25 protein-coding genes are annotated in these 24,727 nt (G+C 69.5%); 5 read left to right on the forward strand and 20 right to left on the reverse strand.

Annotation, left to right across the window (positions count from 1 at the left end):
• The first annotated feature begins 85 nt into the window (after positions 1-85).
• Together ACWF4Z_RS17700 and ACWF4Z_RS17705 are read left to right on the forward strand one after the other, a co-directional pair.
• Positions 86-1,759 (forward strand): HsdM family class I SAM-dependent methyltransferase, encoded by a 1,674-nt coding sequence (locus ACWF4Z_RS17700; protein ID WP_452244122.1) that lies wholly within the window; start codon positions 86-88, stop codon positions 1,757-1,759.
• On the forward strand, positions 1,760-2,764 hold the full coding sequence (locus ACWF4Z_RS17705) for a hypothetical protein (RefSeq protein ID WP_452244123.1): 1,005 nt from the start codon (positions 1,760-1,762) through the stop codon (positions 2,762-2,764).
• A 283-nt stretch (positions 2,765-3,047) separates the two neighbouring features.
• On the opposite strand, the gene ACWF4Z_RS17710 is transcribed toward ACWF4Z_RS17705, so the two are convergent.
• The 4 genes from ACWF4Z_RS17710 to ACWF4Z_RS17725 form a co-directional block, all read right to left on the reverse strand.
• Positions 3,048-3,287 (reverse strand): hypothetical protein, encoded by a 240-nt coding sequence (locus tag ACWF4Z_RS17710; RefSeq protein WP_452244124.1) that lies wholly within the window; start codon positions 3,285-3,287, stop codon positions 3,048-3,050.
• A complete protein-coding gene (locus tag ACWF4Z_RS17715; RefSeq protein WP_452244125.1) occupies positions 3,287-3,667 on the reverse strand; it encodes a hypothetical protein in 381 nt (126 codons plus the stop codon). Before ACWF4Z_RS17715 ends, ACWF4Z_RS17710 begins: the two co-directional genes overlap by 1 nt.
• A gap of 56 nt (positions 3,668-3,723) precedes the next feature.
• On the reverse strand, positions 3,724-4,761 hold the full coding sequence (locus ACWF4Z_RS17720) for an ATP-dependent DNA ligase (protein ID WP_452244126.1): 1,038 nt from the start codon (positions 4,759-4,761) through the stop codon (positions 3,724-3,726).
• A gap of 173 nt (positions 4,762-4,934) precedes the next feature.
• Positions 4,935-5,144, reverse strand: a complete 210-nt coding sequence (locus ACWF4Z_RS17725) for a hypothetical protein (protein ID WP_452244127.1) — start codon at positions 5,142-5,144, stop codon at positions 4,935-4,937.
• Between the two features lie 153 nt (positions 5,145-5,297).
• On the opposite strand from ACWF4Z_RS17725, the gene ACWF4Z_RS17730 reads away from it, so the two are divergent.
• Positions 5,298-5,723: a hypothetical protein gene (locus tag ACWF4Z_RS17730; RefSeq protein ID WP_452244128.1), complete on the forward strand. Its 426-nt coding sequence runs from the start codon at positions 5,298-5,300 to the stop codon at positions 5,721-5,723.
• 96 nt (positions 5,724-5,819) lie between these two features.
• Here the strand turns inward: ACWF4Z_RS17730 and ACWF4Z_RS17735 are convergent, their stop codons facing one another.
• The 16 genes from ACWF4Z_RS17735 to ACWF4Z_RS17810 form a co-directional block, all read right to left on the reverse strand.
• Positions 5,820-6,728: a bifunctional DNA primase/polymerase gene (locus ACWF4Z_RS17735; RefSeq protein WP_452244129.1), complete on the reverse strand. Its 909-nt coding sequence runs from the start codon at positions 6,726-6,728 to the stop codon at positions 5,820-5,822.
• Positions 6,725-6,961, reverse strand: a complete 237-nt coding sequence (locus ACWF4Z_RS17740) for a hypothetical protein (RefSeq protein ID WP_452244130.1) — start codon at positions 6,959-6,961, stop codon at positions 6,725-6,727. Before ACWF4Z_RS17740 ends, ACWF4Z_RS17735 begins: the two co-directional genes overlap by 4 nt.
• The gene (locus ACWF4Z_RS17745) at positions 6,958-7,248 is read right to left on the reverse strand and encodes a hypothetical protein (protein ID WP_452244131.1); all 291 of its coding nucleotides are present in this window, start codon (positions 7,246-7,248) and stop codon (positions 6,958-6,960) included. Before ACWF4Z_RS17745 ends, ACWF4Z_RS17740 begins: the two co-directional genes overlap by 4 nt.
• A gap of 2 nt (positions 7,249-7,250) precedes the next feature.
• Complete coding sequence (locus ACWF4Z_RS17750; protein WP_452244132.1) at positions 7,251-8,090, reverse strand: hypothetical protein; 840 nt, start codon at positions 8,088-8,090, stop codon at positions 7,251-7,253.
• 44 nt (positions 8,091-8,134) lie between these two features.
• Positions 8,135-8,398 (reverse strand): hypothetical protein, encoded by a 264-nt coding sequence (locus ACWF4Z_RS17755; protein WP_452244133.1) that lies wholly within the window; start codon positions 8,396-8,398, stop codon positions 8,135-8,137.
• A gap of 94 nt (positions 8,399-8,492) precedes the next feature.
• Positions 8,493-10,259 (reverse strand): DNA cytosine methyltransferase, encoded by a 1,767-nt coding sequence (locus ACWF4Z_RS17760; protein ID WP_452244134.1) that lies wholly within the window; start codon positions 10,257-10,259, stop codon positions 8,493-8,495.
• The gene (locus tag ACWF4Z_RS17765) at positions 10,256-10,546 is read right to left on the reverse strand and encodes a hypothetical protein (RefSeq protein WP_452244135.1); all 291 of its coding nucleotides are present in this window, start codon (positions 10,544-10,546) and stop codon (positions 10,256-10,258) included. Before ACWF4Z_RS17765 ends, ACWF4Z_RS17760 begins: the two co-directional genes overlap by 4 nt.
• A gap of 446 nt (positions 10,547-10,992) precedes the next feature.
• Positions 10,993-15,681, reverse strand: coding sequence for a MobF family relaxase (gene mobF / locus ACWF4Z_RS17770; RefSeq protein WP_452244136.1), 4,689 nt, complete (start codon positions 15,679-15,681; stop codon positions 10,993-10,995).
• A 253-nt stretch (positions 15,682-15,934) separates the two neighbouring features.
• Positions 15,935-17,497 (reverse strand): DUF2637 domain-containing protein, encoded by a 1,563-nt coding sequence (locus tag ACWF4Z_RS17775; protein WP_452244137.1) that lies wholly within the window; start codon positions 17,495-17,497, stop codon positions 15,935-15,937.
• Positions 17,494-18,270 (reverse strand): hypothetical protein, encoded by a 777-nt coding sequence (locus ACWF4Z_RS17780; protein ID WP_452244138.1) that lies wholly within the window; start codon positions 18,268-18,270, stop codon positions 17,494-17,496. Before ACWF4Z_RS17780 ends, ACWF4Z_RS17775 begins: the two co-directional genes overlap by 4 nt.
• Positions 18,270-18,959 carry an RRQRL motif-containing zinc-binding protein gene (locus tag ACWF4Z_RS17785; RefSeq protein ID WP_452244139.1) on the reverse strand — a complete coding sequence of 230 codons (690 nt, stop codon included), beginning with the start codon at positions 18,957-18,959 and terminating at the stop codon, positions 18,270-18,272. The genes ACWF4Z_RS17780 and ACWF4Z_RS17785 overlap by 1 nt, the downstream gene beginning before the upstream one ends.
• Positions 18,956-19,276, reverse strand: a complete 321-nt coding sequence (locus ACWF4Z_RS17790) for a hypothetical protein (protein WP_452244140.1) — start codon at positions 19,274-19,276, stop codon at positions 18,956-18,958. The genes ACWF4Z_RS17785 and ACWF4Z_RS17790 overlap by 4 nt, the downstream gene beginning before the upstream one ends.
• Complete coding sequence (locus ACWF4Z_RS17795) at positions 19,273-21,609, reverse strand: type IV secretory system conjugative DNA transfer family protein (RefSeq protein WP_452244141.1); 2,337 nt, start codon at positions 21,607-21,609, stop codon at positions 19,273-19,275. Before ACWF4Z_RS17795 ends, ACWF4Z_RS17790 begins: the two co-directional genes overlap by 4 nt.
• A complete protein-coding gene (locus tag ACWF4Z_RS17800) occupies positions 21,606-22,133 on the reverse strand; it encodes a Pycsar system effector family protein (protein ID WP_452244142.1) in 528 nt (175 codons plus the stop codon). The genes ACWF4Z_RS17795 and ACWF4Z_RS17800 overlap by 4 nt, the downstream gene beginning before the upstream one ends.
• The gene (locus ACWF4Z_RS17805) at positions 22,130-22,555 is read right to left on the reverse strand and encodes a hypothetical protein (protein WP_452244143.1); all 426 of its coding nucleotides are present in this window, start codon (positions 22,553-22,555) and stop codon (positions 22,130-22,132) included. The genes ACWF4Z_RS17800 and ACWF4Z_RS17805 overlap by 4 nt, the downstream gene beginning before the upstream one ends.
• A 104-nt stretch (positions 22,556-22,659) precedes the next feature.
• Positions 22,660-22,914 carry a helix-turn-helix domain-containing protein gene (locus tag ACWF4Z_RS17810; RefSeq protein ID WP_452244144.1) on the reverse strand — a complete coding sequence of 85 codons (255 nt, stop codon included), beginning with the start codon at positions 22,912-22,914 and terminating at the stop codon, positions 22,660-22,662.
• A 116-nt stretch (positions 22,915-23,030) separates the two neighbouring features.
• Between ACWF4Z_RS17810 and ACWF4Z_RS17815 the strand changes: the two genes are divergently transcribed.
• Positions 23,031-23,378, forward strand: coding sequence for a GntR family transcriptional regulator (locus ACWF4Z_RS17815; RefSeq protein ID WP_452244145.1), 348 nt, complete (start codon positions 23,031-23,033; stop codon positions 23,376-23,378).
• 139 nt (positions 23,379-23,517) lie between these two features.
• A partial coding sequence (locus tag ACWF4Z_RS17820; RefSeq protein ID WP_452244146.1) for a hypothetical protein occupies positions 23,518-24,727 on the forward strand: 1,210 nt, incomplete at its 3' end.

Below are 24,727 nucleotides of genomic sequence, written 5' to 3' on the forward strand. Positions count from 1 at the left end.
ATCCACCAGTTACTCCGCCGCAAGGGCGGGTCACGCTCGGCCCGTCTCCCAGGTTGTGGGAGTGCCGTACGGCAGAATTCACGCCATGCCCGACCTGTCCGCCTCACTTGACACTGCCGTCCTCCGCAAGGCACGTGGCGCCTTCTTCACACCGGAGCCGTTGGCCCGCTACGTGACAGAGTGGGCCGTCCGCGACGTCACGGACAAGGTCCTGGAGCCGTCCTGTGGGGAGGCCGCCTTCCTCCTCTCCGCGGTTGACCGCCTGGCAACCCTCCATGAGAGTTCCAAGGCCGCGGTGACGCCGCACCTCGATGGCGTCGAGCTCCACGAGCCATCCGCTCGTGCCGCCCGGAAGGTCCTCCGGCAGGCCGGAGTGGACGCCCGCGTCCAGGTTGGAGACTTCTTCACCGTCGACCCGACCGGCTCCTACGACGTCGTCATCGGAAACCCGCCTTACGTCCGTTACCAGGACTTCTCCGGCGAGGCCCGTGCCCGATCGCGGGAGGCTGCTCTCCGAGCTGGCGTCCCGATGTCAGGCTTGGCCTCCTCATGGGCGGCGTTCACAGTTCACTCCGCGCTTTTCCTCAAGAAGGGCGGCCGTCTCGGCCTTGTTCTCCCTGCCGAACTCCTGACCGTCAACTACGCTGCCGAGGTTCGACGCTTCCTCATGCAGCGCTTCGCTCGCGTGGACCTCGTTCTCTTCGAGGAGCGGGTCTTCCCAGAAGCCGAAGTGGACGCCGTCCTCCTCATGGCCGAAGGCTACGACGACGGCCCGACGGACCACTGCCGCATCTACCAGGTGCGCAACGGCGGCGCTCTCTCTGAGGTCGTCAACCAGCCCCGTACTTGGAGGCCGGCGTCCCCAGAGGCGAAGTGGACCGGCTCTCTCCTATCCAGCCAGGCCTTGGCCGCCTACGCCTCCTTGGCGAACGGCGAGCATTTCACCAACCTGGAGAGCTGGGGAGACACGACGCTCGGCATGGTCACGGGGAACAACCGATACTTCACCCTCTCGCCGGGCCGTGTACGCGAACTCGGCCTGACGCCGTCCGATCTAATCCGCCTGTCCCCGCCCGGATCTCGGCATCTCCGCGGCTTATCCTTCACGGATTCCGCGTGGCAGGAGATGGGGGCGGCTGGGTCACCCACATACCTCTTCCGGCCTGCCGGCGCGCCATCGGCTGCGGCAGAGGATTACATCGCCGCCGGGGAGGCCATCGGCGTTGAGCGTGCCTACAAGTGCCGCGTTCGTTCCCCGTGGTGGCGCGTCCCGCTTGTGAGGCCTGCCGACCTCTTCCTTACCTACATGAACGCCGACACGCCGCGCCTGTCCACGAACCGCGCGAAGGCGCACCACCTGAACTCCGTTCACGGCGTCTACTTGAAGCCCGGCCGCCGCGCGCTGGGAATGGACCTGCTCCCGCTCGCCGCGCTCAACTCCATGACGCTCCTCGGCGCGGAGACCGTCGGCCGGGCCTACGGCGGCGGCATGCTGAAGATCGAACCCCGCGAGGCCGACGTTCTTCCCGTCCCGTCCCCTGCGCTGCTGGAGTCCGCCCGCAAGGACCTCGCGGTCCTCCGCCCGCAGGTGGCGGCCCACCTTCGCTACGGCCGCCTTCTGGAGGCCGTGCGGCTTATGGATGACGTCCTCCTGGTCGCGCTGCTGGGTATCTCCGCTGAGGAGGCCCAGGCACTCCGCGACGGACACGCGACGCTCATGGCCCGACGTCTGGCACGTGGCGGAAAGGGGCGCAGCTGAATGCCCCGCTCGGACAGCCGCGCGGCCGTCTACGACGCAGTCCTCGCATCCGCCCAGCAGCAGAATCCGTGGACCCATCAAAAAGGGCAGTCCGCTACGTACAAACCCGACTATGGCCTCCTGGAGGACATGCTCTCCGTGGCCGTCGCTGCCGGCGCAGGCGAGAACACACAGTCCGGCGTCTTCCCAAAGGGAATCGACCTCTGGCTCTCCCACGAGTTGCGCCGGGCGGGCTTCCTGGACGCAGAAGTCTGGCCACGCGCAGACCAGCCGCGGGTCCTTCCGCGCGACGTCGCACTCTTGATCGACTCATTGCCGAAGAACCCACCCGGTTGGCCCCGTCAAACCAACAAGGGCGAGCCACTGAACCTGCAAGAGGAAATCCGACGACGTGCGGCGGAGGCTGCCGCTGTCACGCCTAACGACGCGGTAGTCCTGGGCCGCGCCTACGACAAGCAAGTGGACGTGGTCATCTCCCGATGGGACCGCGGCCCGGAGGTCCTCATCTCCACGAAGGCCCAGGGAGCGTCCTTCGCAAAGAATCTCCCGAACCGCTTCGAGGAGGCCGTCGGCGACGCCGCGAACCTCACGAGCCGCTATCCGCTCGCCGCCGTGGGCTTCTTCTTCGTTCAACGCGCGACCATCCTCACGACGGAACCGGAGACCTGGGAGCGGACGAAAGACATGATGAGGAAACTTAGGTCCGACGTCCCCGGTCTCGGCTACACCGCCACCGGACTCTGCCTCGTTGACTGGGACGACACCGTTGCACCGGCGGACCGCCGCGTTGAGGTGATGACGGAACCCGTCCCCGAGGACCTCCAGCCTGACGTGTTTCTTGCCGGCATCATTGAGCGCGTCCTCGCGGTCACTCCCGTCGCCCATCACGTCGCGGTACGCGAGCGGTACGAAGGCCGCGCCCTGCCAATCCCCATCACTGACCCACTGGGCGAGGGCCTCGCTCCCGAAGACGCCGACCTCTTCTCAACCGACATCGAACGGTAGCCGACGAGATCCGCCCCTCCCTCAGGGCCGACCTGGATACCTAGACCTCCTCGGTCGCGAGGTCCGCGAATCGCTCGGATCTGGAGCAGATCCGAGAGTCGTGCTTGAGGCTCGAGTCGAACTGCACGCCTGTGGATAAGTGCCGACGCAACTCTTGGACACCTGGCACGCTTGGAGTATGTCGTCAGTCCCCGGCCCGGAGCCACCGGCGGGTGGAGCCGCCGCCCGCATGGCGTCGAGGCGCGAGGCCCCCGTCGGCAGGCAGGCCCGGGACTGGCGACACTCAATCCCTCTCGCCAGCTGGTCGCTTCGCCGGCCAGTCCTGTCCGGCGGCCCAGACCCAGCGGCTGCTGCCAGGCATCTCGGGTCGGTAGGCGAGGGGCCAGCCGCAGAACTCGTCAGCTGTTCGCCCCATCCGTTCGGCGGCTTGGCGGGTGTCTTCCCAGTCGGACGCGTAGTACACCTGCCGGTCCCACGGCCCACCGACGAGCGTGATCGTCGGTTCGCGCTGTGGGCCGGGCATCAGCTACCGGCTTTCCCTGGCGCGGGCGCCGTTCCACCAATGGCCGAGGTTGGCCGGATGTCGTCGCCGTTGATGAACGAGATCTTGCCGTCGGCGTGCCGGACGCGGCCAAGCCACCGGCCGCCCTCGTTGACCCACGCGTCCAACTCGCCGGCGCGCTGCTGCCAGGCATCAACCGAGATCGGCGGATCGACTCGGCGTACGTTCGCCGGATCGCGCGGGCCGTGGACCGTGTACTGGAGCTCCAGATCCGCGGCGAGCGCGTTCGCCTCGGCCTCGCTCGGGCAGCGCCCCCGGTGGCCGTTCACGGCGTTGTCCCACACCAGCCATTCGTCGCCGTCCCCGTTGTCACCGGGCCGGACATGGAAGCGTCCCACCATGACCTCATCATGACATTAATCGAACTGATGTTCTAGTCGGACCGATCCAGCAGTCTTCAGCCCAAGGTCGGAAGATCCTCTGGGCGTAGATCGGCCCGTACTCGGACGTAGCGCATGCCGTGACGGACCTGGCCGGCCTGCGTCGCGGCATCGGCACTTACCTCGGCGACGACGGTCGGCTGTACCTTGACGAGCGGCTTCTTGCTGTCTCGCCCGCCCCAGCGCTGCGAGCTGATCTCGTCGGGCCAAGGGTGGCCGCGCTTGGCGGGTCGCAGCACAGAGGCGAGCTGGGCCGACTGTTCCGGTTTCAGTGGCACGGTGCGCCCGATCACGGTCAGCACGCCATCGGCGTCGTACGCGCCGGCGATCACGACTTCCGGGTGGGTGATCGAGCCGAGTACGCCGCCCACGATGACTTCGCGCGTCTCGCGGTGCTTGACCTTAATCCAAGCGTCCCTCCGTCCAGGGGTGTAGCGAGTGGCGGCGCCCTTGACCACGAGGCCCTCAACACCCATCGCCTCGGGCAGTACCTCGAACCATTCGCGTGCCTCGTCAAGGTCCGCGGTGACGGGCGTCAACTGCATAGGCGGCGCCCACGACCGAGCGAGCTGCTCGAGTCGCTGCCTGCGGACTGTCCAGCGCTGGGTGCGCAGATCGACTCCCCCGATCGCGAGCAGATCGAAGGCCGCATAGGCGGCTGGCACCTGAGCGGCCCGGTTACGGGCTTTTGCCGGGCTGGTCACGAGACGCTGCTGGAGGGCATCGAAGCTGAGGCGACCATCGGCGCCGAGGACGACGAGCTCGCCGTCCAGAACGATGCCAGCTGCCAGCTGCCGCGTAGCGGCGGTGACGATGTCAGGGAAGCGGTCGCTGATGTCGTTGCGGTTGCGGGTCCATAGCCGCGCGCCGGCACCGTCGCGGACGATCGCGACGCGGTAGCCATCCCATTTCACTTCGTAGCGTGATCCGCCGGGTAGGGCATGTGGGCCTGGGATGTCATTCGCCGACTTCGCCAGGGCGACCTCGACTGGCCCGGCCAGGTCAGCGGGGACATGCGGAGGTGGCGCCTCACGGCGTGGTGTGGCCGGTGTCATTGTCTCGGCTGTTCTCGCGCTGGCGGAAGGGTGGCCAGACCACGATGATCACTCGCCGTACCGTGAGCCGGGTGTCACGATGTGGGCAGAACCGGTGGTGCTCCGGAACGTTCGCCCCGTCGCACTTCCCGCACTGCCAAACCCCGCCCACAGCACCAGCATGCGCTTCACTATCAGCTCATGTCGCCATACGGTGACCGGTTCGGTGGCGAGAGGGCTATTCCCTCGGCTTGCGCCTTGGACCGGATCGAATCTTCGGACCGGCCGAGCTTGACGCTCATCACGCCAACAGGCGTGTTCGCTCCAGCCAGTTCACGCAACTGCTGCGTCTGGTCCTCGCTCCACTCCTCGCCGCTGTGACGGCTCGACTTCGCCTCAGCCACTGTGCTTCCCTCCTCCGTCCGAGTCGTTGCTCCTGGCATCCAGTACCCAGCCCGACACCCCCCACTTAGGTAGATTGCGCGGGCCTCCGCCGTGCCCCACTCCGATCCGGCGAGGGTAGAAACTGTCGGCAGGGGGTGGGATCGTGTTGTGGTATGGAGCTGACTGCCCGGGATTTCGAGCGGATACCGCGGACGAATCTGCACGTGCCGGTGCGTGAGTTTGCTCGGTTGTGGCTGGCGGCTGAGCGTCGCGGCGATGCTCTGGCAGCAGAGGGTCGGGGCGACTGGTACCTGACCGGCGTGCAGATGACGTGCAGCTGGTTGGCGTGTGCCTTCGCGACATTCAACTACCCGTCCGGCCCGGTCAAGCAGCGGGCGCGTGCTCCGATCACCAGGTGCTCGACGAAGGCGTACGAGGAGCTGATCGCTGCGGAGGCTGAGGCTGCGGAGCGTGCGGTAGCTCGGGGTGGGGTGCCGGGTCGCCCGGGTCTGGCTGAGGGTGCGATGGCGACCTTGGCGTGGGCGTGGCGTCGTTCGGGTGTACCGCCGATCGATATTGAGCACGCGCAGGCGGGCTGACCAGGTTGCCGGCCCCCATGAGAAGCGGGCCTCAGGAGCCGTCGTTCGGCTTCCTGAGGCCCGCTCTCGTCCCACCGGGGTCCTCCCACCCAGCAGTCAGGTGGCCCGTCGGCGTGGGCGGTGTGCTCCGGCGGTGAGTCCGGAGGTGATCGTGCGGTCGGCTTCGGTCCGGGGTAGGCCGATCCGGCCGGCGGCGGATACGAGTTCGTCGCGAGCGATGTGCTGGTCGAGCAGCTGGGCGCCGACGAGCTGACCGAGTGCGAAGGCGGCGCGGTTGAGGGTGTCGTTGCGGCGGCCGGGTGTGGCGGCGAGGACCTTCTCGAGTTCCCCGGTGAGGGCCGCGAGGGTGTACGCGCTCGTGTTCTTCAGGCCGGGCGTGGTCCGCGGTTGTACGCCGGCAGGCTGGGTCGTGTCGAGGGCGTTGATGATCCATCTGGGCAGCGGTCGGGGTGACTCGCTGCGGTCGGCGAGGTAGCGGCCGTCGGGCGTGATCGATCCGACGCCGACGACGTAGCCGCCGTGTCCGCGGGTGTCGATCTTCCATCCGATGCGCCCGGCGCTGTTACCGAGCTGCTCGGCAACAGGCTGGCGGTAGTACAGGTGTCGTCCTCCCGAGGGGGTGGTCACGGTGTAGGTCGGCGGCAACAAGGCGGCATGGTCGGCGGCCACGAGCGCGAGGACGTCGGCACCGCTTGACGCGCCGCGCTCGCGCCATTGTTCGGGTGCTTCGTCACGTGGCGTCTTGGGCTGGTCCAGGTCCACGACGAGCAGGCCTGAGGGTCCGGCGGCGACGCCGATGTTGTACGGGGCTTTGCGCCAGGTGCGGGCGATCGTGAGGTGATCGGTGGTTGCTTGGTGTTCCCAGTCCTTGCGCACTGCGGGGACCTTGCGTCCGGGGACGAGCGGGAAGACGGCCAAGCCGTGGTCGGCGTGCCAGTGTGCCGCGCGGCTGAGTGCCTGGTGGTCGGTGTCCGGGACTGGCCGAGCCCGGCGGTCGCTGGTCACGGTTCGAGGCCTTTCCGGTCGGGGTGCACTCGTTCGCTGCGGACTCGCTGCGTAGCCGGTTGTGTGGTCTGGTGCGGGTCGGCGTCGCGGAGTTCGAGGTAGACCCGGACGCCGAACGATCCGCGGTTAGGGTAGGCGCGGTCGGCGCCGGCGACCTGGAACTGGTCTCGCAGGTGCTCGACCAGTCGGGCGATCTCGTCGGGTTCTCCGGACAGCCGGACCTTGATCGTCATGCGGTCGCCTCCTGGTTCATGGCGGGCCAGGCGGAGGGGCGGTTGTCGCCGTTGAACACAACGCGCAGCGGGCCGCGCTCGTAGAGCCCGTCGAAGTCCGTGCGGCCGTTGATGTTGTCGTCGGGGCAGGGCGCGGTGACCGCCCAGTCGTCGCCGTCCTCGGTCTCGAACACGATCCAGGGCGTACCGACGTTGTCGATCACCACGGGGGTCGTTGCCCACGACACCAGCTCGGTCAGTTCGTCGTACGTCGTGAGGACGGTTCCGTTGGAGATGCGCTGTGACATGGTCAGTTCTCTTCCGTCGCGGTGGTGGGTGTGCCGTAGTGGGCGAGGTCGCGGATGCGCAGGTGGGGCCAGTGGCCGGCGTCCAGCAGAGCGTGTGCGGGCGTGGGCTTCGACCAGTCGGGGGTGGTGTCGCTGCCGGGCAGCAGTACGGCGCCACGGGCGTGTACGTAGAGTTGGCTGGCCAGGCCATGCTCCCAGCCGTCGGTGAGGTTGTCGTGGTGGTTCACGAATCGGACGTTGACGGTGAGCTGGGCGGGCAGGTGTCGGTCGGCCGTGGCGCGGCGGCGGTCGAATTCGGTGGTGACGGCGGCGGTGAAACGGCGTTCGAATTCGGAGCGGTCGGCGTCTTCCAGGTCGGCGAGGGCCTGCTCGATGTCCTCGATCTGCTCCAGCTGATCAAGGGTCAGCCGGTCGCGTGACGGGGTCCAGCGGTCGCCGAACAACACCGAGCCGATGTGGTTGGTGCTGGCCTCGTAGGTCTCGTACAGGCCCAGTTCGTCCAGTTCGTCGACGCTGTTGACCACGAGTTCGACCGGGTCGCTGCGGTAACCAACTAGGTACTCGTCGGCTTCGCCGACGGTTGATGCGAGCAAGGCCGAGACCCGATCGGCTTCCCACGACCCGGGGCGGGCCTTGATGAGGGCGTAGCTGCTGCCGAGGTTCGCGGCGACTGTGGCGAGCAGATGCGTGACGAACTCGGCACCGTCACCGCCGCGCTGTCCCGCGTTGATCGCGCGGATCGCGCGGGTGATCGCGGACGCGGCCACCTGGAAGTCGTCCGGTTCGGCACTGTCGGCGTGATGGTCGATGCCGGTGGCGTGGTGGTTGGTCGGCTCGGTCATGGGCTGTTTCTCCTTGCTGGGTTGGCTTGTTCCCGAGGCTTGGGTCAGGAGGCGGAGTGCGCGGTCAGGACGTGGCCTGGTTCGCCGTGGACGTCGGTGGCGATCTCGACGCAGGTGGAGCGCTGGGGGTCCAGCCACGACAGCTGCTGGTCCTTGCTCAAGTTCTCCATCGCGATCCGCCGCGCCTGGTCGGCGTCGCCGGCGATCACGACCTGAGCCGCCGCCTCCTCGTAGTCGACCTCGTCGGTGCGGGTCAGCAGGAACACGGAGAGTCTGGTGTTGCGGCTGTTGCAGGTTGGGTAGTTCATCGCGGATCTCCTGACGTGGGTTGACGGTTACGTGTCAATGGCCGGGCGGCCGAGGGGCCGGACCTGCGACGAGGTCCGGCCGACTGCGGCCCGGTCAGGCCTCGTCCTCGTAGGGGTTCTCGCGGTGGAGTACGGCGCGCAGCCGGGCGCCGATCCACTCGCCGACAGCGGGGGTGACGGCGTTGCCGTATCCGTCGACCTGGTCGCGGGCCGATCCCCATACGACGTAGGTGCCTTGGTGGTCGCCGAAGGTGACGTCGAAGCCGCAGCCGCGGCCGATCTCGTGGGCGGCCATCATGCGGAAGTAGCAGTCTTCGAGCTTCAGATCGGTCAGCGCGGTACGCCATTCGGCGGCCAGGACAGCGGTGGTGTCGCGGGAGGTGAGGGTGCCGAACGGGTCAAGGACCGGGTGTGGCGCGGTTTCGGTGCCGGTCGAGCCGTTCTGCTTGTACCAGCCGGAGAACAACAGCCCCGGGATCTGCTCGGCCGTCACGGTCGGCATCGCCTCGGCGTGCACCGTCGGGGTCGTGTTCTTCCGGAACGGCACCACACCACCAGACAGCCCGCAGGGCAAGCCGGTGGACAGTTCGGTGGAGATTAGCCCCATGGTCTGCGACCCGACCTGTGTCGGCAGCGGCTCGGCGGCGCCACGGGTGGCGCCCTGGTAGTTGTCCACGGCAAGCAGCACGGCCTTCTCGTGGGTGGCGGTGACGGTGTCCATCGGCTGGGTGATGTGCTGACCGTCGCCGTTGTGTCGATGCGCGACCATCACCTGGCCAGTGACCTGCCCGGTGGACAGGATTGCGGTCTCCTGCTGGCTGGTCTGGGTCGAGAGCGGCTGCCACGGGTGCCGCTCGGACCCCCGGACCGCCTTGGCCGGCATCAGCACGGCGGGGAACTCGGCGAACCGCTGCCGGCACCGCTCCGCCCGGGCCATCGTCGTGGCTGCCAGCGGCTTGTCCCGGTCACCGATGCGGGTGCCGAGGTTCGACAGGTCGAGCGCGTCCAGCGACGGCGTGAACGACGGAACGACCGCCTTGCGACAGCGCGGGCACCGGTAGTCGTACTGCTTGCCGTAGCACACCGTTCCGGTCGCGGGGATGCCGGTGCGCCAGGTCCACACCGCCTCGACAACGGTCGAGCAGTGGTCGCACCAGGCCGGCGGACGGTGCTCCAGGTCCGGTGCCGGCAGAGACTTGTCCCAGAACACCCAGTAGCCGCGGTCGCGGGACTGCCCAACCCCGAAGAACATCGAGTTCAGGTACAGGATCTTGTGCCGGTAGCCCAGGTTCTCGAACTGCTTGAGCCACCAGCGGTGTGTGGACCCGTCACCGACCTTCCGCTTCCCCGGCACGAGATGTCCCCAGGACTGCAGCTGGGTCGTGCACTCCACGAGGATGAGCCGCGGGTGGTGCTGCGCGGCGTAGTGCAGCACGCAGTTGGCCGTGGCCCGGTCACGCTCGGAGCGGGTGACTCGTTCGTCGTAGTCGGGGTCGTCCAGGTCGAAGAGCGTCAAGCCCTGCTCGTAGGCCTTCATTGTGTTCGCCGGCGAGTGGTTGACACAGGAAACTCCGGCCGCCAGCAAGTCGCCTGGGGGAAGGTCGCGGGCGGAGTGGTAGTCGGCGGAGTCGGGGTTGGCCAGGTCGGCGATCCAGTGCTCGGTGGTGGGGTGGTTCGCCTCGTGCACCTCGACCTTGTAGGCGTTGTGGTTCGCGGCGGTGATCACGTCGAACCCGGCCCGCTCGATGCCCTGCGTCAGGCCACCGAACCCGGAGAACAGGTCAACGGCGACGAGGGTGTCGTGACGGAAACGTCGGCGTACCGGCGCCGGGCGATGTGTGGCGACGCGGGCCTTGCTCATCGCTTGCCACCCGTGCGCTGCGCGAGTTCCGGACGCTGTCCGACTGCCTGGGGGCCGAGATCGACCGTCACGGTCGGTTCAACGCGGATCTCTCGGTGGCTGGGCTCGCGCGGGTCTGCGGTCGCGACCTGGACGATCAACGACGCGTGAATGCCGGCGGCGGGACCGGAGGAGATGGAGTAGTGCCGGACCGAGGTGAGCACCCCGTGGGTCACCCCGACCTGGATATGCCTGCCGAGATCGGCGGCCGTCAGGGAGCCGGCGGGCGTGGTCGTCGCGCTGGTCATCGCTTGTCTCCCTTGCGGATAAGGCTGTTGCGCGGGTTGGGGACGGTGTAGAGCTCGGGGCAGCAGTACGGGGACCCGCACTTGTGCGCCGGCGTGCACCAGGCCTGGCACGCGGTCCTCGATACGTTCTTGATTCGCCGGGTCCTCATCGGATCTGTCGCCTCCCGCTGGTGGGCTTGTGTGACGGCAGCCCCGTCCTTTGGGGCCTGCCGGCTACTGCCGTCTGCCGGGCCGCTAGAGGCTCCGAAGTCAAGGGGTTCTCGGCTGGTGGACAAGGAAATAAGCGAGCGCAGCGAGCGCCGCCGTCCTCCAGGCGAGAACCCCTTGACTTTGGAGGGGGCGGTCTGGCACCGCCCGCCAAACCCAGCCACAGAAGGCTTTTCGCCCGGCCGGAGGCCGGGGTCGCTCTCCCGCCCGCCAGGGGCGGGAGAGCCTGGCCAGCGCTCTTAGTCGTCGTAGCGGCCGAGTTCCAGCACCGGGCCGTGGTCATCACTGCCCTGCTCGGTGGTGCTGACCCGTGCGGTGGTGGCGTGGTCGGCGTGGGTGTCGTCGGCGTGCCAGCGGGCGAGTTCTTCGGCGCGGGCCTCGGCGTCGTCGGCTGCGGCCGCGTGGCGTTCTTCGGCTTCGTGGCGGTGCTGAATCTCGATCAACGCGCGCTGCGCCCGGCGTACCGCTTCGGCGGTCTCGTCCGCGGACGGAACCCGCGGCACATCGGATTCCGCGACCTGTTCTTCATCGGCGGCCACCTCGCGGATGTCAGCCGGTGCCAGGTCCTCCTGCGCGGCCCGGTCCTCGAGCGGCTCGGCTTTGTCGACCTCCGCGACCGCTTCGGGAGTGTTGCCGTCGGCCACTATCTCCGCGTCAAGGTATTCGTCGTCAGCGACGTCTGGTTGCGCGGCCTCGCTGGGCAGCTGGTCCTCAACGAGTTCGGCCTCTACGAACTCGTCGCCCGGCTCGGCGGTCGCGAAGTCCCGAGCGCGAGCCTCGGCGACCTCGGTCAGGTCGCGCCCATCGACCACGTCGAACTCGTCGGCGGCGGACTGGCCGGCATCGGCGGTGTCGAGCCATTCCTCGGGGGTGGGTCCGTCGTCGCTGTTGTCGATGCCGCGTTCCTCCAGTTCGGCCTCGGCGCGTTCGGCGTTCGCGCGGGTTTCGGCGGTGTGCGCCCACCAGACGGCGCGAGCGTCGTCGGCGAGCTGCAACTCGGCGGCGCGAGCGTCCAGCGCCTGGGCCAGCGCTTTGGCCTGCTCGGCTTCGGCGAGCAGCTGCTCACGCATGGCGTCGTGGGCGTCGGCTTCGGCGGCACGGAGTGCGGCGGTGCGGCGTTCCCGTTCTGCGGCCTGGCGGGTGCCGGCGAGTTCCTCGGCGACGTACGGCGGTGCCCATGCCTTCTCGCGTTCGTAGGCGCGGACCCGGACCCGCAGTTGGCCGTTCGACATCTCGGTCTCCGCGCGGTCAGCCTCCGGTCTGCCGAGTGCTCGCCACGCGGCGCGCCAGGAGGCGTATTGCTCGACCTGACCCGGCTTGGGTGCCTTGCCGAGCGCGTCGTCGGTGGCCTCGTGGGCCATGACTTCGCGGTACGCGGCCACCGTCCCGGCCTTTTGAATCCACTCGTCGCGAGCCCGGCCGGGCTCGGTCGGTGGCTGATCGAAGGCCTCAATCGCCCACTGCGGCCGTTCGGCGGCAACCTGTTCGCCGAGCTGAGCGGCGCGGCGGTCGGCCTCAGTGGCGAGGCTGGACAGGTACGCCGACCACTTGGGGTCCTCGATCTGCGGGAGCCGGTCGGCGAAACTGTCGCCGAGTGGATCGAGTGTGCCGGTGGTGTTTTTGATCCGGTCTTGGATGACGTAGCTGAGCTTGCGAGCGTCGTCCAGCGACCGCTGCTGGATCGCGTCGGCCAGGACCTGGCGCGGGTCGTGCCCGGCCAGCTCGGCCCGGCGCAGCAGCGCCTGGAGGGTTCCGGCGCCGTCCTCGACGGCCAGCTTGGTGCGCTGGTCGGGCGTGAGCACCCCGGCGGCGGTGAGTTCGTCCAGCCAGCAGCCCGTCCGGCCGGCGGTGGCCAGCGCGATGCCGTCGGCGAGCAGCTCCGCCGGTGTCCGGAGCCGATCGGCCTCGGCGGCGTCCTCCGCGGCGGTCTGCAACGCCGACAGCTGCGGGTCGTCCATGTCGAACGCGCCGCGCAGCACCGACAGCGCCGACCGTTTCGCGGCGTCGTTGGTCTCGCCGTACTCGGCCTCCTTGGCGAGTGACTGGGTTACGACGTGCGCGGTATTCGCGACCCGCCCGCGGGTCATCGCGACGTACAGCGCGTACACGGAGGTGTTCTGGGTGGCGACCAGGTGACTGGTGTCCACGGTCAGGCCTTGGGAGGAGTGGACGGTGGCGGCGTAGGCCAGCGCCACCCAGTCTTGGACGTACTGGGCGGGCAGGATCATGGTCTCGTCGGCCACCGGCTGGCGGGTGCCGCGGACAAGCGGCGCGACCCGCAGGCCGCCGTCGTCCAGCACCTCGACCACCTTGAACTCGTCGCGGTTGAACGCGGCCCGCTTGTTGCCGCGGTAGCCGTTGAGGTGCCAGGCGTTGAGCCTGGTCTGGATCAGGTCGCCGGCACCGACCCGGTTGCCGGTCGAAGCCAGCCAGGCGGTGCGCTCGTCGTCCACCTGGCCGAACCCGACCAGTCGCGCACGCAACTGCGCGGACAGCTCGGCCGCCTGGGCGTTGGTGTCCACGATCAGCAGGGCATGACGCCCGTTGAGATGGTCGGCCAACCACGCGTCGGCCGCGGACCGTTGCGCGGCCTCGAGGTGGCCGCCGTTGAGGATGCGGCCCTGCTTGTGGTAGTCGCCCAGCACCGACTCGTCGCCCTCGCGCAGCCGCAGCGACGCCGGGCCTTCCCACCCTGCGGTGAAGCGGCGGGTTTCGCTCAGCTCGTGGTGGAGCGCGTTCGCGGTGACCAGCCGCATGCCGCCGCCAGCGCCGACCGCTGCGAGCTGACGGTGGTCACCAACCAGCAGCAGCTTCGCGCCGGCGGCGTCACAGTAGGTCTGGATCTGGGCCAGGTCGGTGGTGTTGGCCATCGCGGACTCGTCCACCACCACCAGATCGCCGTCGCGCAGCGACCAGGCCTGGTCCTCGGTGGCGGCCGAGCCGTCGGCGAGGCGCTGCTGGGTCATCAGCCACCGGGTGATGTTCTTCGCGGTGACGCCGTCGGCCGCGAGCACCTCGGTCGCGACCTGGGACGCGGCCAGCCCGACCAGTCGTCGCTGCTGCCCGCCCCACAGGCTCGGGTCTTCCCACGCCTTCGCCAGCGCCCCGACAACGCGGGACTTGCCGGTTCCGGCCGGTCCGACGAGCGTCTCGACCTTCGCGCCGGAGGTGAGAACGCCGCGCACCGCGGCCTCCTGATCGGCGCCGAGCTGGAGTCCGTCGGCAGTCAGGCGCTCCACGAACGCCTGCACGCACGGCGGGCTCATCGCGGCAGCGCCACGGGCGTACCCGGACGCGGCGAGCTGCCGTTCGGCCTTGACGTGATCCGGGGTCACGTACCGGGTCGCGCCCGGAGCCGAGTACGCCGACGACCCGTCACCACGGCGCAGCTCGTCCGGCAGGTCCGAGAGTTCGCCGGCGCTGTGGCCAGGGCGGTCCGCATCGACCTGCTGCGCGAGCTTCAGGCCGCGCTCGGTGAGCCCATCCAGCAGCCGCGCGATCTTCGCCTGCTTCATGTTGCCGAGGTTGTCCGGCAGCGCGTTGCTGATCGCACGAGTCAGGTCCGCCCGCTGCCACGTCGCGTGCTTGGCCTGCACGTCGGCCAGCGCCGTCTCGAGGACCTTGGCCTGGTTGATGCGGCCGGGCAGCCACTGGCGCTGCTGCAACGCGAGCACGTCGCGGGCGACCTTGCCGAGTCCCCCGCGGACCTCGGCGCGCAGCTGACGGTCCCACCGCTCCAGGCGCTGCTCGACGGTCTCACCGTCGTGCGACTTGGACTTGCGGGTCGCCAGCGACGCCTCCTGCTGGATGTAGGCCATCTCCAGGTTGTTCGGCGCGCGGCCCATCTTGGCCTCGAACGCGGCCACCATCGGCGCGGTCTTCTTCGTGATCGCCTTGCGGCGCGAGGAGAACAAGTCCATCGCTGCCTGGTCGATGCCGACGATCTCGCGGGCCTTGCCGTCGGGCCGGGTCTTGAACTGCACGCCGAGTGCCTTGATCAGGTGCTGTTCCATCACTCGCTCGCCGACCGCGCCCGCGGCTGGTTTCCATCGGTGCAGGGCCTGCCCGTCGATGGTGCGCCACTTGCCGTCCGGACCCTGCACGCGATTGAGGATCGCGTTGTGGATGTGCAGCTGCGGGTCGTGCTCGCGGCTGTCGTGCTGGAAGAACGACGCGACCGTCCAGCCGTGCGCGTCGGCCCACCGGCCCGTGACACCGCCGAAGCGGCCGACGCGGGTGTAACCGGCCTTGTCCTGCAGGTAGTTCAGCGCCGCCACGTTCCCGGCCCAGATCGCGTCCTCGACCGCCTTGCGGTGCCTGCCCCACTGCACCGCTTCGCGCTCCGCGCGCTGCACCGCACCGCGGTAGTGGCGCACCGCTTCCCGGTCCAGCGGTGCACCGGTGCGCTCGGCGTCAGCCAGTGCGGCTTCGAGTGCACCGCGTGCCCGCTCCGCCTCGGTGCGGGCCTGCACCTCTTGCGCCTCGAACGCGGTGTGCAGCACCGTCACCGACTTCTGCGGACTGAACGTGGCGTCGTGGAACGACACGTTCTTGCGCACCGCCTTACCTGCCAGTGCACGCAGTTCGGCGCGGCGCTCCGGCGATGCACCGGGCTCCTTGGCCAGCGCATCGGCGTACACCTGTTCCTCGGACTTGTAGTTGCGCCCGGTGTGACCGAGGGTCTCGGCCTCGTCCCACCGCGCCGGGTCCCGGAACGCCTCGTCGCGCGGGTCGATGAACTGCTCATACAGCGCGGTCATGTCCTGGTTGTCGACCTCGCCGGACAGCCCGAGCGCCTCCGCGCCCTTGCCGAACCACCGCCCAGGCGGCTCGCCGGCCGCCACGGCGCCGGTGTAGTAGTTCTCCCGCCCGGTCGCGACCGAGCCGGTCAAGTAGCTGGCACTGTGACCGCTGCGCACGCTCAGCACGAGGCACCCCCAGCCCCCGGCGCGCCCGTCGCGCTCAGCGCTGCGGCGGCGACAGCCAGCGCCAGCGGCAGGCCGATACGACGACGCGAAGCGGAGTCAAGGCTCCATTTGATCGTGATGCATGGGTGTGCATCATCAATCTTTGGTCTGTGGTCTCTGCTGCTGGCTGTTGCTCGGACGGATTCTGGGGTGATGGTTGCTGCGCTGCTGGTTGCTTGGTGACTGGTGGTAGCTCGGTTGCTCTTGGGCTTGTTCATCGGCTGCTGCTCGATTCGAGTTCGCGGCTGCTGGTGGTCTCGGTGGTGATCGCGTTGTCGGCGGCGTCAGGGTTGCCGTCGGTGTTGTCGGCGGTGATCTTGTCGGGGTCGGTTTCACCGGCCTCGGTGACGAGTTGGAGCTGACCGCGGATCTGCGGCGTCGCGGGATCGCGGTCGCCCGTCCCGGAGCCAGTGGGGTCGGCCCACCCGGCGAGTTCGGCGAGGCGCCTGGCGCGGGCGGTGCCGACACCGGTGGCGCGGCGGATCGCACGCTGGCTCATCGGTCCGCCGTTGTGCTCGGTCGCGGAGTGGTGGCGCACCACCGCGAGCAGTTCGTCGTCGGTGCGCTCGTCGCTGGCCGGGGAGTGCGGCCCGGGGGTCGGCTCGGTGCGGCTGGCGGTGCGGTGCGGTTCGTGCACCGGTGCGGGCGCACCGCCAGGGGTGTTGTCGTGCACCGGTGCGGGCGGGGTCGTCGGTGCGGTGCGGGCCGGGTGGTGCACCGGTGCACTGGGCGCCGTGCTGGCTGGTGCACCGGTGCGGAGTGCACCGAGCAGGTAGGCGAGCAGCCACAGCGGTGCACCCGGCTGCTCGGCACGGACAGCCAGGTCGGTTTGCTCGACGGTCGCGGCGGCCGCGGCGGTCGCGGCGGTTTCGTCCGGTGTGCTCGCACGGGTCAGCCCGAGCGCGGCGGAGTCAACCAGCGCGAGCAGCTCACCCGGTGTGAGCCGTCCGGTGGCCGGAAGCAGCGCGGCCAGTTCGCCGGCCGACAGCAGGCCGTCGCGGATCGTCTGCAACGCCGCGGTCCGGGCGGCCCTGGCCGCATCGAAGGGCCACAGCTTGTGGCTGGGGCACAGCGTCGCGAGCCGCGACGCCATCCGGACGACCTGCTGGACCAGCGCCCGCGCCGCGGCCGGGTCCGCGTCATGCTGAGCGCCGGTCCGCGACAGGTGCAGCCACACGCGGGTCGTGATCACCGGGGAGGTGATCCAGGTCAGCGCCGACAGCCGCGGCTTCGCGGGCTGCGCGAGCCGCAGGTGCAGCCGCAGCATGTGCGCGAGCATCTCGACCAGTACGGCGTAGGCCAGCGGCGCGAGCGCGTGCGCGACAGCGTCGGCAATGCCATGGGCGGTGTCGATGTTCAGCCACACGGTGCCGCCGATGAACACGTACGTCGTGACCAGCGCGCCCGGAATCCGCCACCCGCGCGTCAACGCGGCCAGCCGCAGCGCGGTGCAGGCAACGATCATGCCGTCGGCAACCAACGGCACCAACGGGCTGTCGAACTTGGTCGACACCGCGCCGAACGACCGGGCACCGCCGATCGCGGCAACGCCGAGCGCGGCGACGACCGCCACGACGATCAGCACGCGCCTGGTCGTCAGCCGCCCGGCCTCGACCGCGGCGGCGACGCCGCGAACCGCTCGCCGTCCGGTGAAGATCAGCCCGGTGAGGATTGCGCCGAGCAGCAGCACGCCAGCGACGCCTGCGGCGATCATCGGCCAGGTGATCGCGCCCAGCTGGTCGAGCCTGTCGAGCAGGTTGATGGACAGGGTGGTCATCGCTGGCCTCCAGCGGTTGAGTTCGGTACGGCGGCCAGGCCGTGTGAGCCGCTGCGGTCACCGCGTCGACCGGCCTTGATCTGCTCGGCTGTCGGTGCGGGGCCGTTGTCGTCGCGGGCGGCGGTCCACCAGGTGACGAAGGGGTCGGCGTCGGCCGCGAGCGGGACGGTGATCGCGCGCTGTCCGGCGGTGTCGCGGTGGGCGAGCACGTCGCAGGCCGGGGCGTACTCGCCGATGCGGCGGGTGACGCCGGGGCGCTGGCGGTCGTGCCAGTCGCCGACGAGCTTGTTCGACGCCTCGTCGCCTTCGTAGGCGGTCGTCCAGGCGTCCATCAGCCACAGCAGTTCCTCAACGATCTCGGGGTGCCACAGCCAGCACGGCGGCAGCGTCTCCCGTGCGGTCGCGTACCGCAGGTACGTGGCCTCCATCCATGGCAGCAGCTCGCTTAGCACCGATTGCACAGCGGCTTCGTCGTCCTCGGGCAGCCGCAGCCACGACCGCACCGGCTCGACCGAGCTGGCGTCGGTTGCCTTCCCGCGGCCGGTGCCGGGACCGGCAGCGAGCCGGGTCAAGAGGTCCTCGAACGAGGCGACCGTGATGCCGAGCGAGGCAACGGTGTCGTTGAGCCGCGTCACGGCGGTCTTGGAGGCGGTCTGTTGAAGACCCTTCTTCATGGCGGCCACGTCGCGGGTCAGGGCCTCGACCGAGCGGGCCAGGCCGGCGACGGCCGCGAGGGCGGCGGTGCCGGGGTCCTTCTCGTCGTCGTGCTGCATCAGGCCACTCCTCTCTCGTCCCACTCCGTTTGGTTGCTGTCGGCCCGCTCCGCGCTGAGGCGCGCAGCCTCGTCGTCGGCATGCCAGCGGGCGAGCTGCTCGTCCCGCTCCGAGGTGGCCGCCACCTGGGCGGCGTCCAGCCGGGACTCGGTCCTGGCCAGTGCCTCGGCGGCCCGGTCACCCGCGGCACGGGCCTTGTCCTGTCGCTCGGCAGTGCCGGCGTCGTGCTCGTCGTCGGTGTCGCCGTCGGCTTCGTCCTGCCAGGCCTGGACAGTGCGCCACCCGCCGGTTCCGGCCGGCGATTGGTCGGTGGGCGTGACACCGGCGGCGTGGCAGTCGCCGCACAGCTGGTCGGTGGTGCGCACGCAGTGCTCGACCGGGCCGCACTCGGCGCAGACCTTCCGCGCAGCCAAGGCCTTGTTCACGGCGGCGAGCTGCTTGTCGCTCGGGGTCCGCTTCGCCTTGGCGTTGGCGTCCACGTACAGCCACGCGAACCGCTGGTCCCGTTTCCACGTCAGCCGCGCGAACGGCTCCTGCCCGCCACGGGACAGGCCGCGCTCGCGCAACTGCCGCCGAGTCGATAGCCCGGTCGGTGCCTGTCCGAACCGGAACTCGGGCAGGCCGTTGCGGACCCGGCCCGGCCAGCGCCGACCGTCCCACAACTGCACCCACTCCACGCCGCCGGTCACAACGCCACCGCCTCGGTGTAGCGGATCGGCTTGCCGGCCTGCTCGGCGTAGGCGATCTCGCGGCGGGTGGACTCGCCGACGTAGCCGCCGGGGTTGACCACGTACACCCAGTCGGCGCGGTCGATCTTGGCCAGGTGCAGCGCGTCCAGCTGCCGCTTCTGCCAACCGGTGATCAGGTCGCCGGTGTGGGCGAACACGCCCGGGGCGAGCACGATGTGCCCGGCCAGGGTCAGGTCGCGGTTCGTGGCGGCGATCTCGTCACGGAACCGGGTGGAGCCACAGATCACCACCACGTCCGCGGTTACCAGGGGCGTCATGACCGGCTCCCCTCGTCGGATCGGGCAGCGCCGCCGGACAGCTCGCGCGGCCGGGCCTGCGGACGGTCCCCCGGTCGCGCGGCGAGCCGGGCAGTTTCGGCGCGGGCTGCCAGCGCCGCACGGGCGCTGCGCATCGCGCCGGCCAGCCGGACCCGGGCGACGAGCTCGCGGGCCGGGTCGTTGGCCTCCAACCACGACACCGCAGCATCCAGGCGCGCGGCCGTGGCGCTGGTGATCCGTCGTACGACGGGCGCGGTCAGGCGCTGCCGTGCGGCAGTCATGCGGTCGAGGCCGCTGAGCAGCTGGTCGCGCAGCCACGCGCTGTCGGTGAGCAGTCGGCCGCCGATCCGGTTCTCGAGCGCGGTCAGCTGGCGGCTGGTCCACTGGACGGTGCGGCGGTTGTGGAACCGTTCCATGCGCAGGTCGCGCCGGTTCCACGCCATGCGGACTCGGCCGATCGCGGGCGGCATGCCGCGGGTGATGATCAGCGCCTGCCCGGTTCGCAGCTGCGCGACCTGGCCCGGGGTGAGGACCGGGACGCGGCGGTCGCTGATCGAGACCCCGCCGGTGGTGCGGTCGCGGGTCGCGACCTGCTCCAATCGTTCGCCGCACAGCGTGGACCAGAACTGCAGATCGTCGTCGTCGGACGTCCCTGCCAGCACGACCTTCGTGGTCACGTTGGTCAGCAGCGCGCCGGTGGCGGCCTCGCCGAACCGGTCCCGCAGCTGCGCGCGCGACTGGGCGGAGATGTGCAGCGTGATCCCGCGGGACCCGAAGTCACCGGTCCACCGATCGAGCGGGATCAGGCAGATCAGCGCGGCCTCGTCCAGCACCATCGTCAGCTGCGGGTCCAACCTGCGGCCCGGCGTACGGACCGCGAGGGCCTTGGCCTGGCGTGCGATGTGCGCGGTCAGTGCCGTGACCAGCGGTGCGGTCTTCTTGTCCTCCGCACCCAGCAGGTACACGGTGCCGGTCTCGGCCAGCAGCCGCTCCACGTCGAACGGCACGCCACCCGGCGCTGCCGCAGCAGCAGCGGTCGGGACAGACAGCCAGCTCAGCGCGGGCATGATCGTGGTGGAGATGCTGGAGCGGGTCCGCTCGTTGTTGGTGAAGAACTGCATCGCCTGCTGCTCGAACCCCGTCGCGTTCGCGACCCGCAGCTCCCACAGCGCGTCGGACTTGGCCTGGTCGTCGGGGTGCGCGATCCAGCGCTGAACATCGGCCATCGTGTAAGGGCCGAGGGCGGCTGCGTGCAGCAGCGCGGTCAGCGCCTGCCGGGCCAGGTTCAGCCAGTGCTCGGCGTCGTCGGACTTCGAGCCGACCCCGTCAAGGAGGTCCGACGCGCGGTCCATCGCCACGCCCGGGTCGGTGCAGCCGGTCAGCGGGTCGAACGTGATCGTGGACCCGTCGTCGGTCAGGCCGTCGGGGTCGAACACCCACACCGGGCCACGCTTGCCCCGCTGGCCGCGGGTAATGTCGAGAATGTCGGTCTTCGTGGACGTGGCGATCACCGCACCCGGCGCGTCCAACAGGTGGTTCATCATCAGCCCGGTCTTGCCCGCCCGCGGACCGGCGACGGTCAGCGTGTGGTCCTCCGCAGACGACCGGACCTTGACCCAGCCAACCGTCGCGACAGTCGCGCCGATCTGCGTCAGCGGCACGAACCGCCGCTTCCACGCCGGAACCTCTCCCAGCGACGGGCGCACGATCCTGGCCTTCTTGCGCAGCATCCGCGCCGACGACACCCGCCGCACGTCCCACCCCGACGCCAGACCGTCAGTCACACGGCCGGCGCGGCCGAGACGGCGCAGCAGCCCGCGCGAGCTGGACCGCGATCGCAGCGTGAACCCGGCCGTCGCGAACAGCACCACACCAGCAGCGACCAGCAGTTGCCACCAATGCTGCGAGGCCTGCACAGTGGCCGGCAGCGCGTGCAGCACGAACCCGGCGAAGCCGAGCCACAGCGCGAACGCGAAACCCCCGCCAACCGGCCGGTTCACCGCCACGAGCCCGAGCGTGATCAGCAGCAGCACACCACCCGCGATCACCCAACCGGCCGCGTCACCGGGCGCGCCGAGCCGCAGCTCGACCGCTCCGGCCAGCAGCACCCACAACGGGGCGGCGATCAGCGCGCCGTGCATCAGCCGCCAAAACAGCAGCCCGGCCGTCACCAGCCCGACGACGCCAGTCCCGGCAGTCCAGTAGCCCAGCTCGGTCAAGGCCGACGTCTTGCCCCAAATGACCGCGCCGGTGCCGAGCGCCGTGACCGCGACCATGGCCAGAGTGAAGTGCGGGACCATCGCACCCTCAGTCCGGGTCGGGCGGCGCATCATCGCGCACCCCCGACACCCGCAGCGACCAGCACGCCGGCCACCGCGAACACCGCGCCACCCACCGCAGCGACGAACGACACCCGCAGCCACTGATGCTTCGTCCACGCGATATCTGCCAGCCGCTTCGCGTGATGCGTCACCGCCACCAGCGGACCGGCCACCTTGTCGCCGGTGAGCTGTGGGTCGATGTGGCGGTCGAGGAGCTGCTCAACCGATCGGCGACGGACCGCCCCGAAGTACAAGAACTCCCCCGGCACCAACGCATCCGCCGGGCGGTACATCCGTGGCACGACCACCAGCAGCGCCGAACCCAGCGCGCCCGCGAGCGCGACCAGCGCCACCCCGAACGCAACGCGGGCTACCAGCGGCGCGCCGTGCGACTGCGACACCAGCGTCAGCACCACCGCCGCAAGCGCAGTCTCGACCGTCGCGGCGAAACCCGCCTTCGTGTCAGCCTTGTCGATCGCCTGCGCGGCCGCATCGTGCATCCGCCACGCCAGATCCATCTGCGTGCGCTCGCTCATCGCGCGCCCCCCGCCGCTGCGACTGAAGGCTTGCCGGGCTGCACGTTGTCGGCGTACGACATCAGGGCGTCGTGCTGCGCCATGTGCTCCGGCGTGATCGCGAAGCTGGTGACCTCGACCGGACCCATCTGCGTGCTCACGTCGTAGTGCGTCCCGCCGGCACTCGTCCGCGGCTGCGCACCAACGGCCAGTGCAAGGCTGTCCACCAAGCTGCGCCTGGCGGCGTATCGCGCTGCCTCATCACCGCCGTACGGCGGGAAGAACACCGCGCGCACCGTCGGAGCGGGCAGCTCCGGGTGGTCAGCCACGAACGCGGCGAGCTCGAACAACCCGCGGATCACCGCAGCGTGCTCCGCCGGCAGCCCATCGAACTTCCCGAACCGCGGCACCCACTCCGTACCGCCCTGTACTACGTCAGTCATGCTGTAGACCTCTCGAACTCGTTGCTGAGTGATGGGAGAACCGGCCCCGGATCGGTTGGCGCCCTGACGGGGCCGGTCCAAGTTCTTCGTCTGCACCTCGTCGCTCATCCGGTCATCAGCACCTCGCGCCAGTCGGCGATGTCGATCACCGAGCCGGTCCGCAGCGCCACGTCCGCCATCGCGGTGAGCGCTCCGGCCGGGATGCGGATGCGGGTGCCGATCCTGACGGCAGGGAACCTGCCGTCCGCGACAGCGCGGTACAGCGACATCGGCGAGACGCCGAGATGTTTGGCTGCCTCGCTCACGTCGAGCCAGGGCTTCGCCGGCTCCGGAGCTGCGACCTCGTTGGTTTCGCTCACGTTGACTCTCCTTAACGGCATTTTACTAGGTTGACCTAGGTTAACCTAGGTCACTTGGTTGTACAAGGGGTAGCGGGATGAATGACCTAGGTAGCTAGGTCGACTAAGGTTGAGTTATGCAGGTTGATGCCGATGACCCACGCCCGCCGTACGTCCAGGTGGCGGACGGCCTACGGCGAGCGATACAGACCGGCGAGCTGGCCCCTGGCACGAAGCTGCCGTCGGGTCGCGAGCTTGCGAGTCAGTGGGGTGTTGCGTTGATGACACTGCAGAAGGCTGTGGATCTGCTGCGCTCCGACGGGCTCGTTTACAGCCAGCAGGGGCGCGGGGTGTTCGTCGCGGCAAGCAGTGACCATCCACCCCAGCTCAACGTTCGAGAGCTCCAAGAAGGGCTCGACGATCTCCGCCGGCGGCTTGAGGCGGTCGAGCGACGCCTGGACATTGCCGATAAGCCGACGACGTAGGTCGTTCCCCGTGCCCACTGTTGCTCCTGAGTTCATGCGAACCAGTGAATACTGTTGGTGACAGGTGGGACCATGAACGTAACCTGCACTGGACCGCACTGAACCGCACTCGACTGCGCGGCGCTTACTGGGGAGGCCGATGGTCACAGTGGTCGCAAGCTGGAACGGCGCGAAGGCAACTGCCCTTCGGCTGGCGCTCCGGTTGACCATGGAGGAGCTGGCGGCCCGCACCGGCGGGTCGCCTCGCGGTGTTGCTAGGTGGGACCGCGAGCCCGACATGCCACTGACCATGGCGAGTCAGCGGGACCTGGACCACATCCTGAAGACCGCCACCGAGGACGAGCAGGCACGCTTCGCGTTGTTGCTCCAGGAACACGACGCGCCAGTGGCTGCACCTGGCCCGGCAGCAGCGCGGCGGGCCGCTTCGACCGCCAAGCGCGGACCGTCTGCCGGTGACCTGGGCCGAGCTTCGGACCTGCTTGTCCCGCTGAACGGCAACCGCGGCGCTCTGACCATTCCGACGACCGAGACCCTTGCATGGTTCGAGCAGAATCTCCACAACCAGTACACGGCGGACAACCTTCTCGGCCCTCGCGCCCTCATGCCTCTGATGACGTCGTATGTGGAAACAATCGAGCAGATGCAGCAGAACGCAAGCGGCACAGTCCTCGAGCGGCTGCTGCGCGTCGGCGCTGGCTATGCCGAGTTCACGGGCTGGCTGCACCACGACGCCGGCGACCTTCGAGGCGCAACTACGTGGGCCAGTCGCGCACTCGCTCTGGCGCAAGGCGGCATGGACGAACGGATGACATCGTTCGTACTGATGCGGCAAGCTGCCGCTGCACTGACTGCTCGGAGCGGCCAGCTCGCCGTGCGGTTCGCGTCGGCGGCCCAGAGGTTCGAGTCCGAGGAGACTGGGCGGATTCGGATCATTGCTGCCGTCACCGAAGCGCACGGCCACGCGATCGCCGGCGACGGGAGCGAGGTCGATAGAACCTTCGACACTGCCGCCGCGCTGCTGGAGCAGTACGGCGACGAGATCATGGACGGCGATCCCACCGCAGACCGGTACTGCGAACCATCGCTGTACGTGAAGATTGCACACGCCAAGTGCGCGCTCGAACTGGGGCGGGCGGGTGACGCGGTGGAAGCCTTCACCGATGTTATCGACAGCCTTCCACCTGACTACCACCGCGACCGCGGGCAGTACCTCGGCTCCCTTGCCCGCGCACACATCCTTGCTGAGCAGCCGGAGGCTGCAACTTCCGCCGCCGAGGAGGCGTACACCATCGCCGTCGCCACAGGTTCGACTCGCACGCTCGCGGACCTTCGTGGCACGATGCCTTCTG

It is taken from the genome of Kribbella sp. NPDC055071, from assembly GCF_053608045.1.

Bases quoted from the DNA above. Each gene is read 5' to 3' on its own strand.
- ACWF4Z_RS17790 (WP_452244140.1), bottom strand. From the start codon at position 19,276: ATGACGCCCCTGGTAACCGCGGACGTGGTGGTGATCTGTGGCTCCACC.
- ACWF4Z_RS17800 (WP_452244142.1), bottom strand. From the start codon at position 22,133: ATGAGCGAGCGCACGCAGATGGATCTGGCGTGGCGGATGCACGATGCG.
- ACWF4Z_RS17740 (WP_452244130.1), bottom strand. From the start codon at position 6,961: ATGACGATCAAGGTCCGGCTGTCCGGAGAACCCGACGAGATCGCCCGA.
- ACWF4Z_RS17780 (WP_452244138.1), bottom strand. From the start codon at position 18,270: ATGCAGCACGACGACGAGAAGGACCCCGGCACCGCCGCCCTCGCGGCC.
- ACWF4Z_RS17710 (WP_452244124.1), bottom strand. From the start codon at position 3,287: ATGCCCGGCCCACAGCGCGAACCGACGATCACGCTCGTCGGTGGGCCG.
- ACWF4Z_RS17700 (WP_452244122.1), top strand. From the start codon at position 86: ATGCCCGACCTGTCCGCCTCACTTGACACTGCCGTCCTCCGCAAGGCA.
- ACWF4Z_RS17720 (WP_452244126.1), bottom strand. From the start codon at position 4,761: ATGACACCGGCCACACCACGCCGTGAGGCGCCACCTCCGCATGTCCCC.
- ACWF4Z_RS17815 (WP_452244145.1), top strand. From the start codon at position 23,031: ATGCAGGTTGATGCCGATGACCCACGCCCGCCGTACGTCCAGGTGGCG.
- ACWF4Z_RS17750 (WP_452244132.1), bottom strand. From the start codon at position 8,090: ATGACCGAGCCGACCAACCACCACGCCACCGGCATCGACCATCACGCC.
- ACWF4Z_RS17795 (WP_452244141.1), bottom strand. From the start codon at position 21,609: ATGATGCGCCGCCCGACCCGGACTGAGGGTGCGATGGTCCCGCACTTC.
- ACWF4Z_RS17775 (WP_452244137.1), bottom strand. From the start codon at position 17,497: ATGACCACCCTGTCCATCAACCTGCTCGACAGGCTCGACCAGCTGGGC.
- ACWF4Z_RS17805 (WP_452244143.1), bottom strand. From the start codon at position 22,555: ATGACTGACGTAGTACAGGGCGGTACGGAGTGGGTGCCGCGGTTCGGG.
- ACWF4Z_RS17760 (WP_452244134.1), bottom strand. From the start codon at position 10,259: ATGAGCAAGGCCCGCGTCGCCACACATCGCCCGGCGCCGGTACGCCGA.
- ACWF4Z_RS17765 (WP_452244135.1), bottom strand. From the start codon at position 10,546: ATGACCAGCGCGACGACCACGCCCGCCGGCTCCCTGACGGCCGCCGAT.
- ACWF4Z_RS17745 (WP_452244131.1), bottom strand. From the start codon at position 7,248: ATGTCACAGCGCATCTCCAACGGAACCGTCCTCACGACGTACGACGAA.
- ACWF4Z_RS17715 (WP_452244125.1), bottom strand. From the start codon at position 3,667: ATGGTGGGACGCTTCCATGTCCGGCCCGGTGACAACGGGGACGGCGAC.
- ACWF4Z_RS17755 (WP_452244133.1), bottom strand. From the start codon at position 8,398: ATGAACTACCCAACCTGCAACAGCCGCAACACCAGACTCTCCGTGTTC.
- ACWF4Z_RS17705 (WP_452244123.1), top strand. From the start codon at position 1,760: ATGCCCCGCTCGGACAGCCGCGCGGCCGTCTACGACGCAGTCCTCGCA.
- ACWF4Z_RS17730 (WP_452244128.1), top strand. From the start codon at position 5,298: ATGGAGCTGACTGCCCGGGATTTCGAGCGGATACCGCGGACGAATCTG.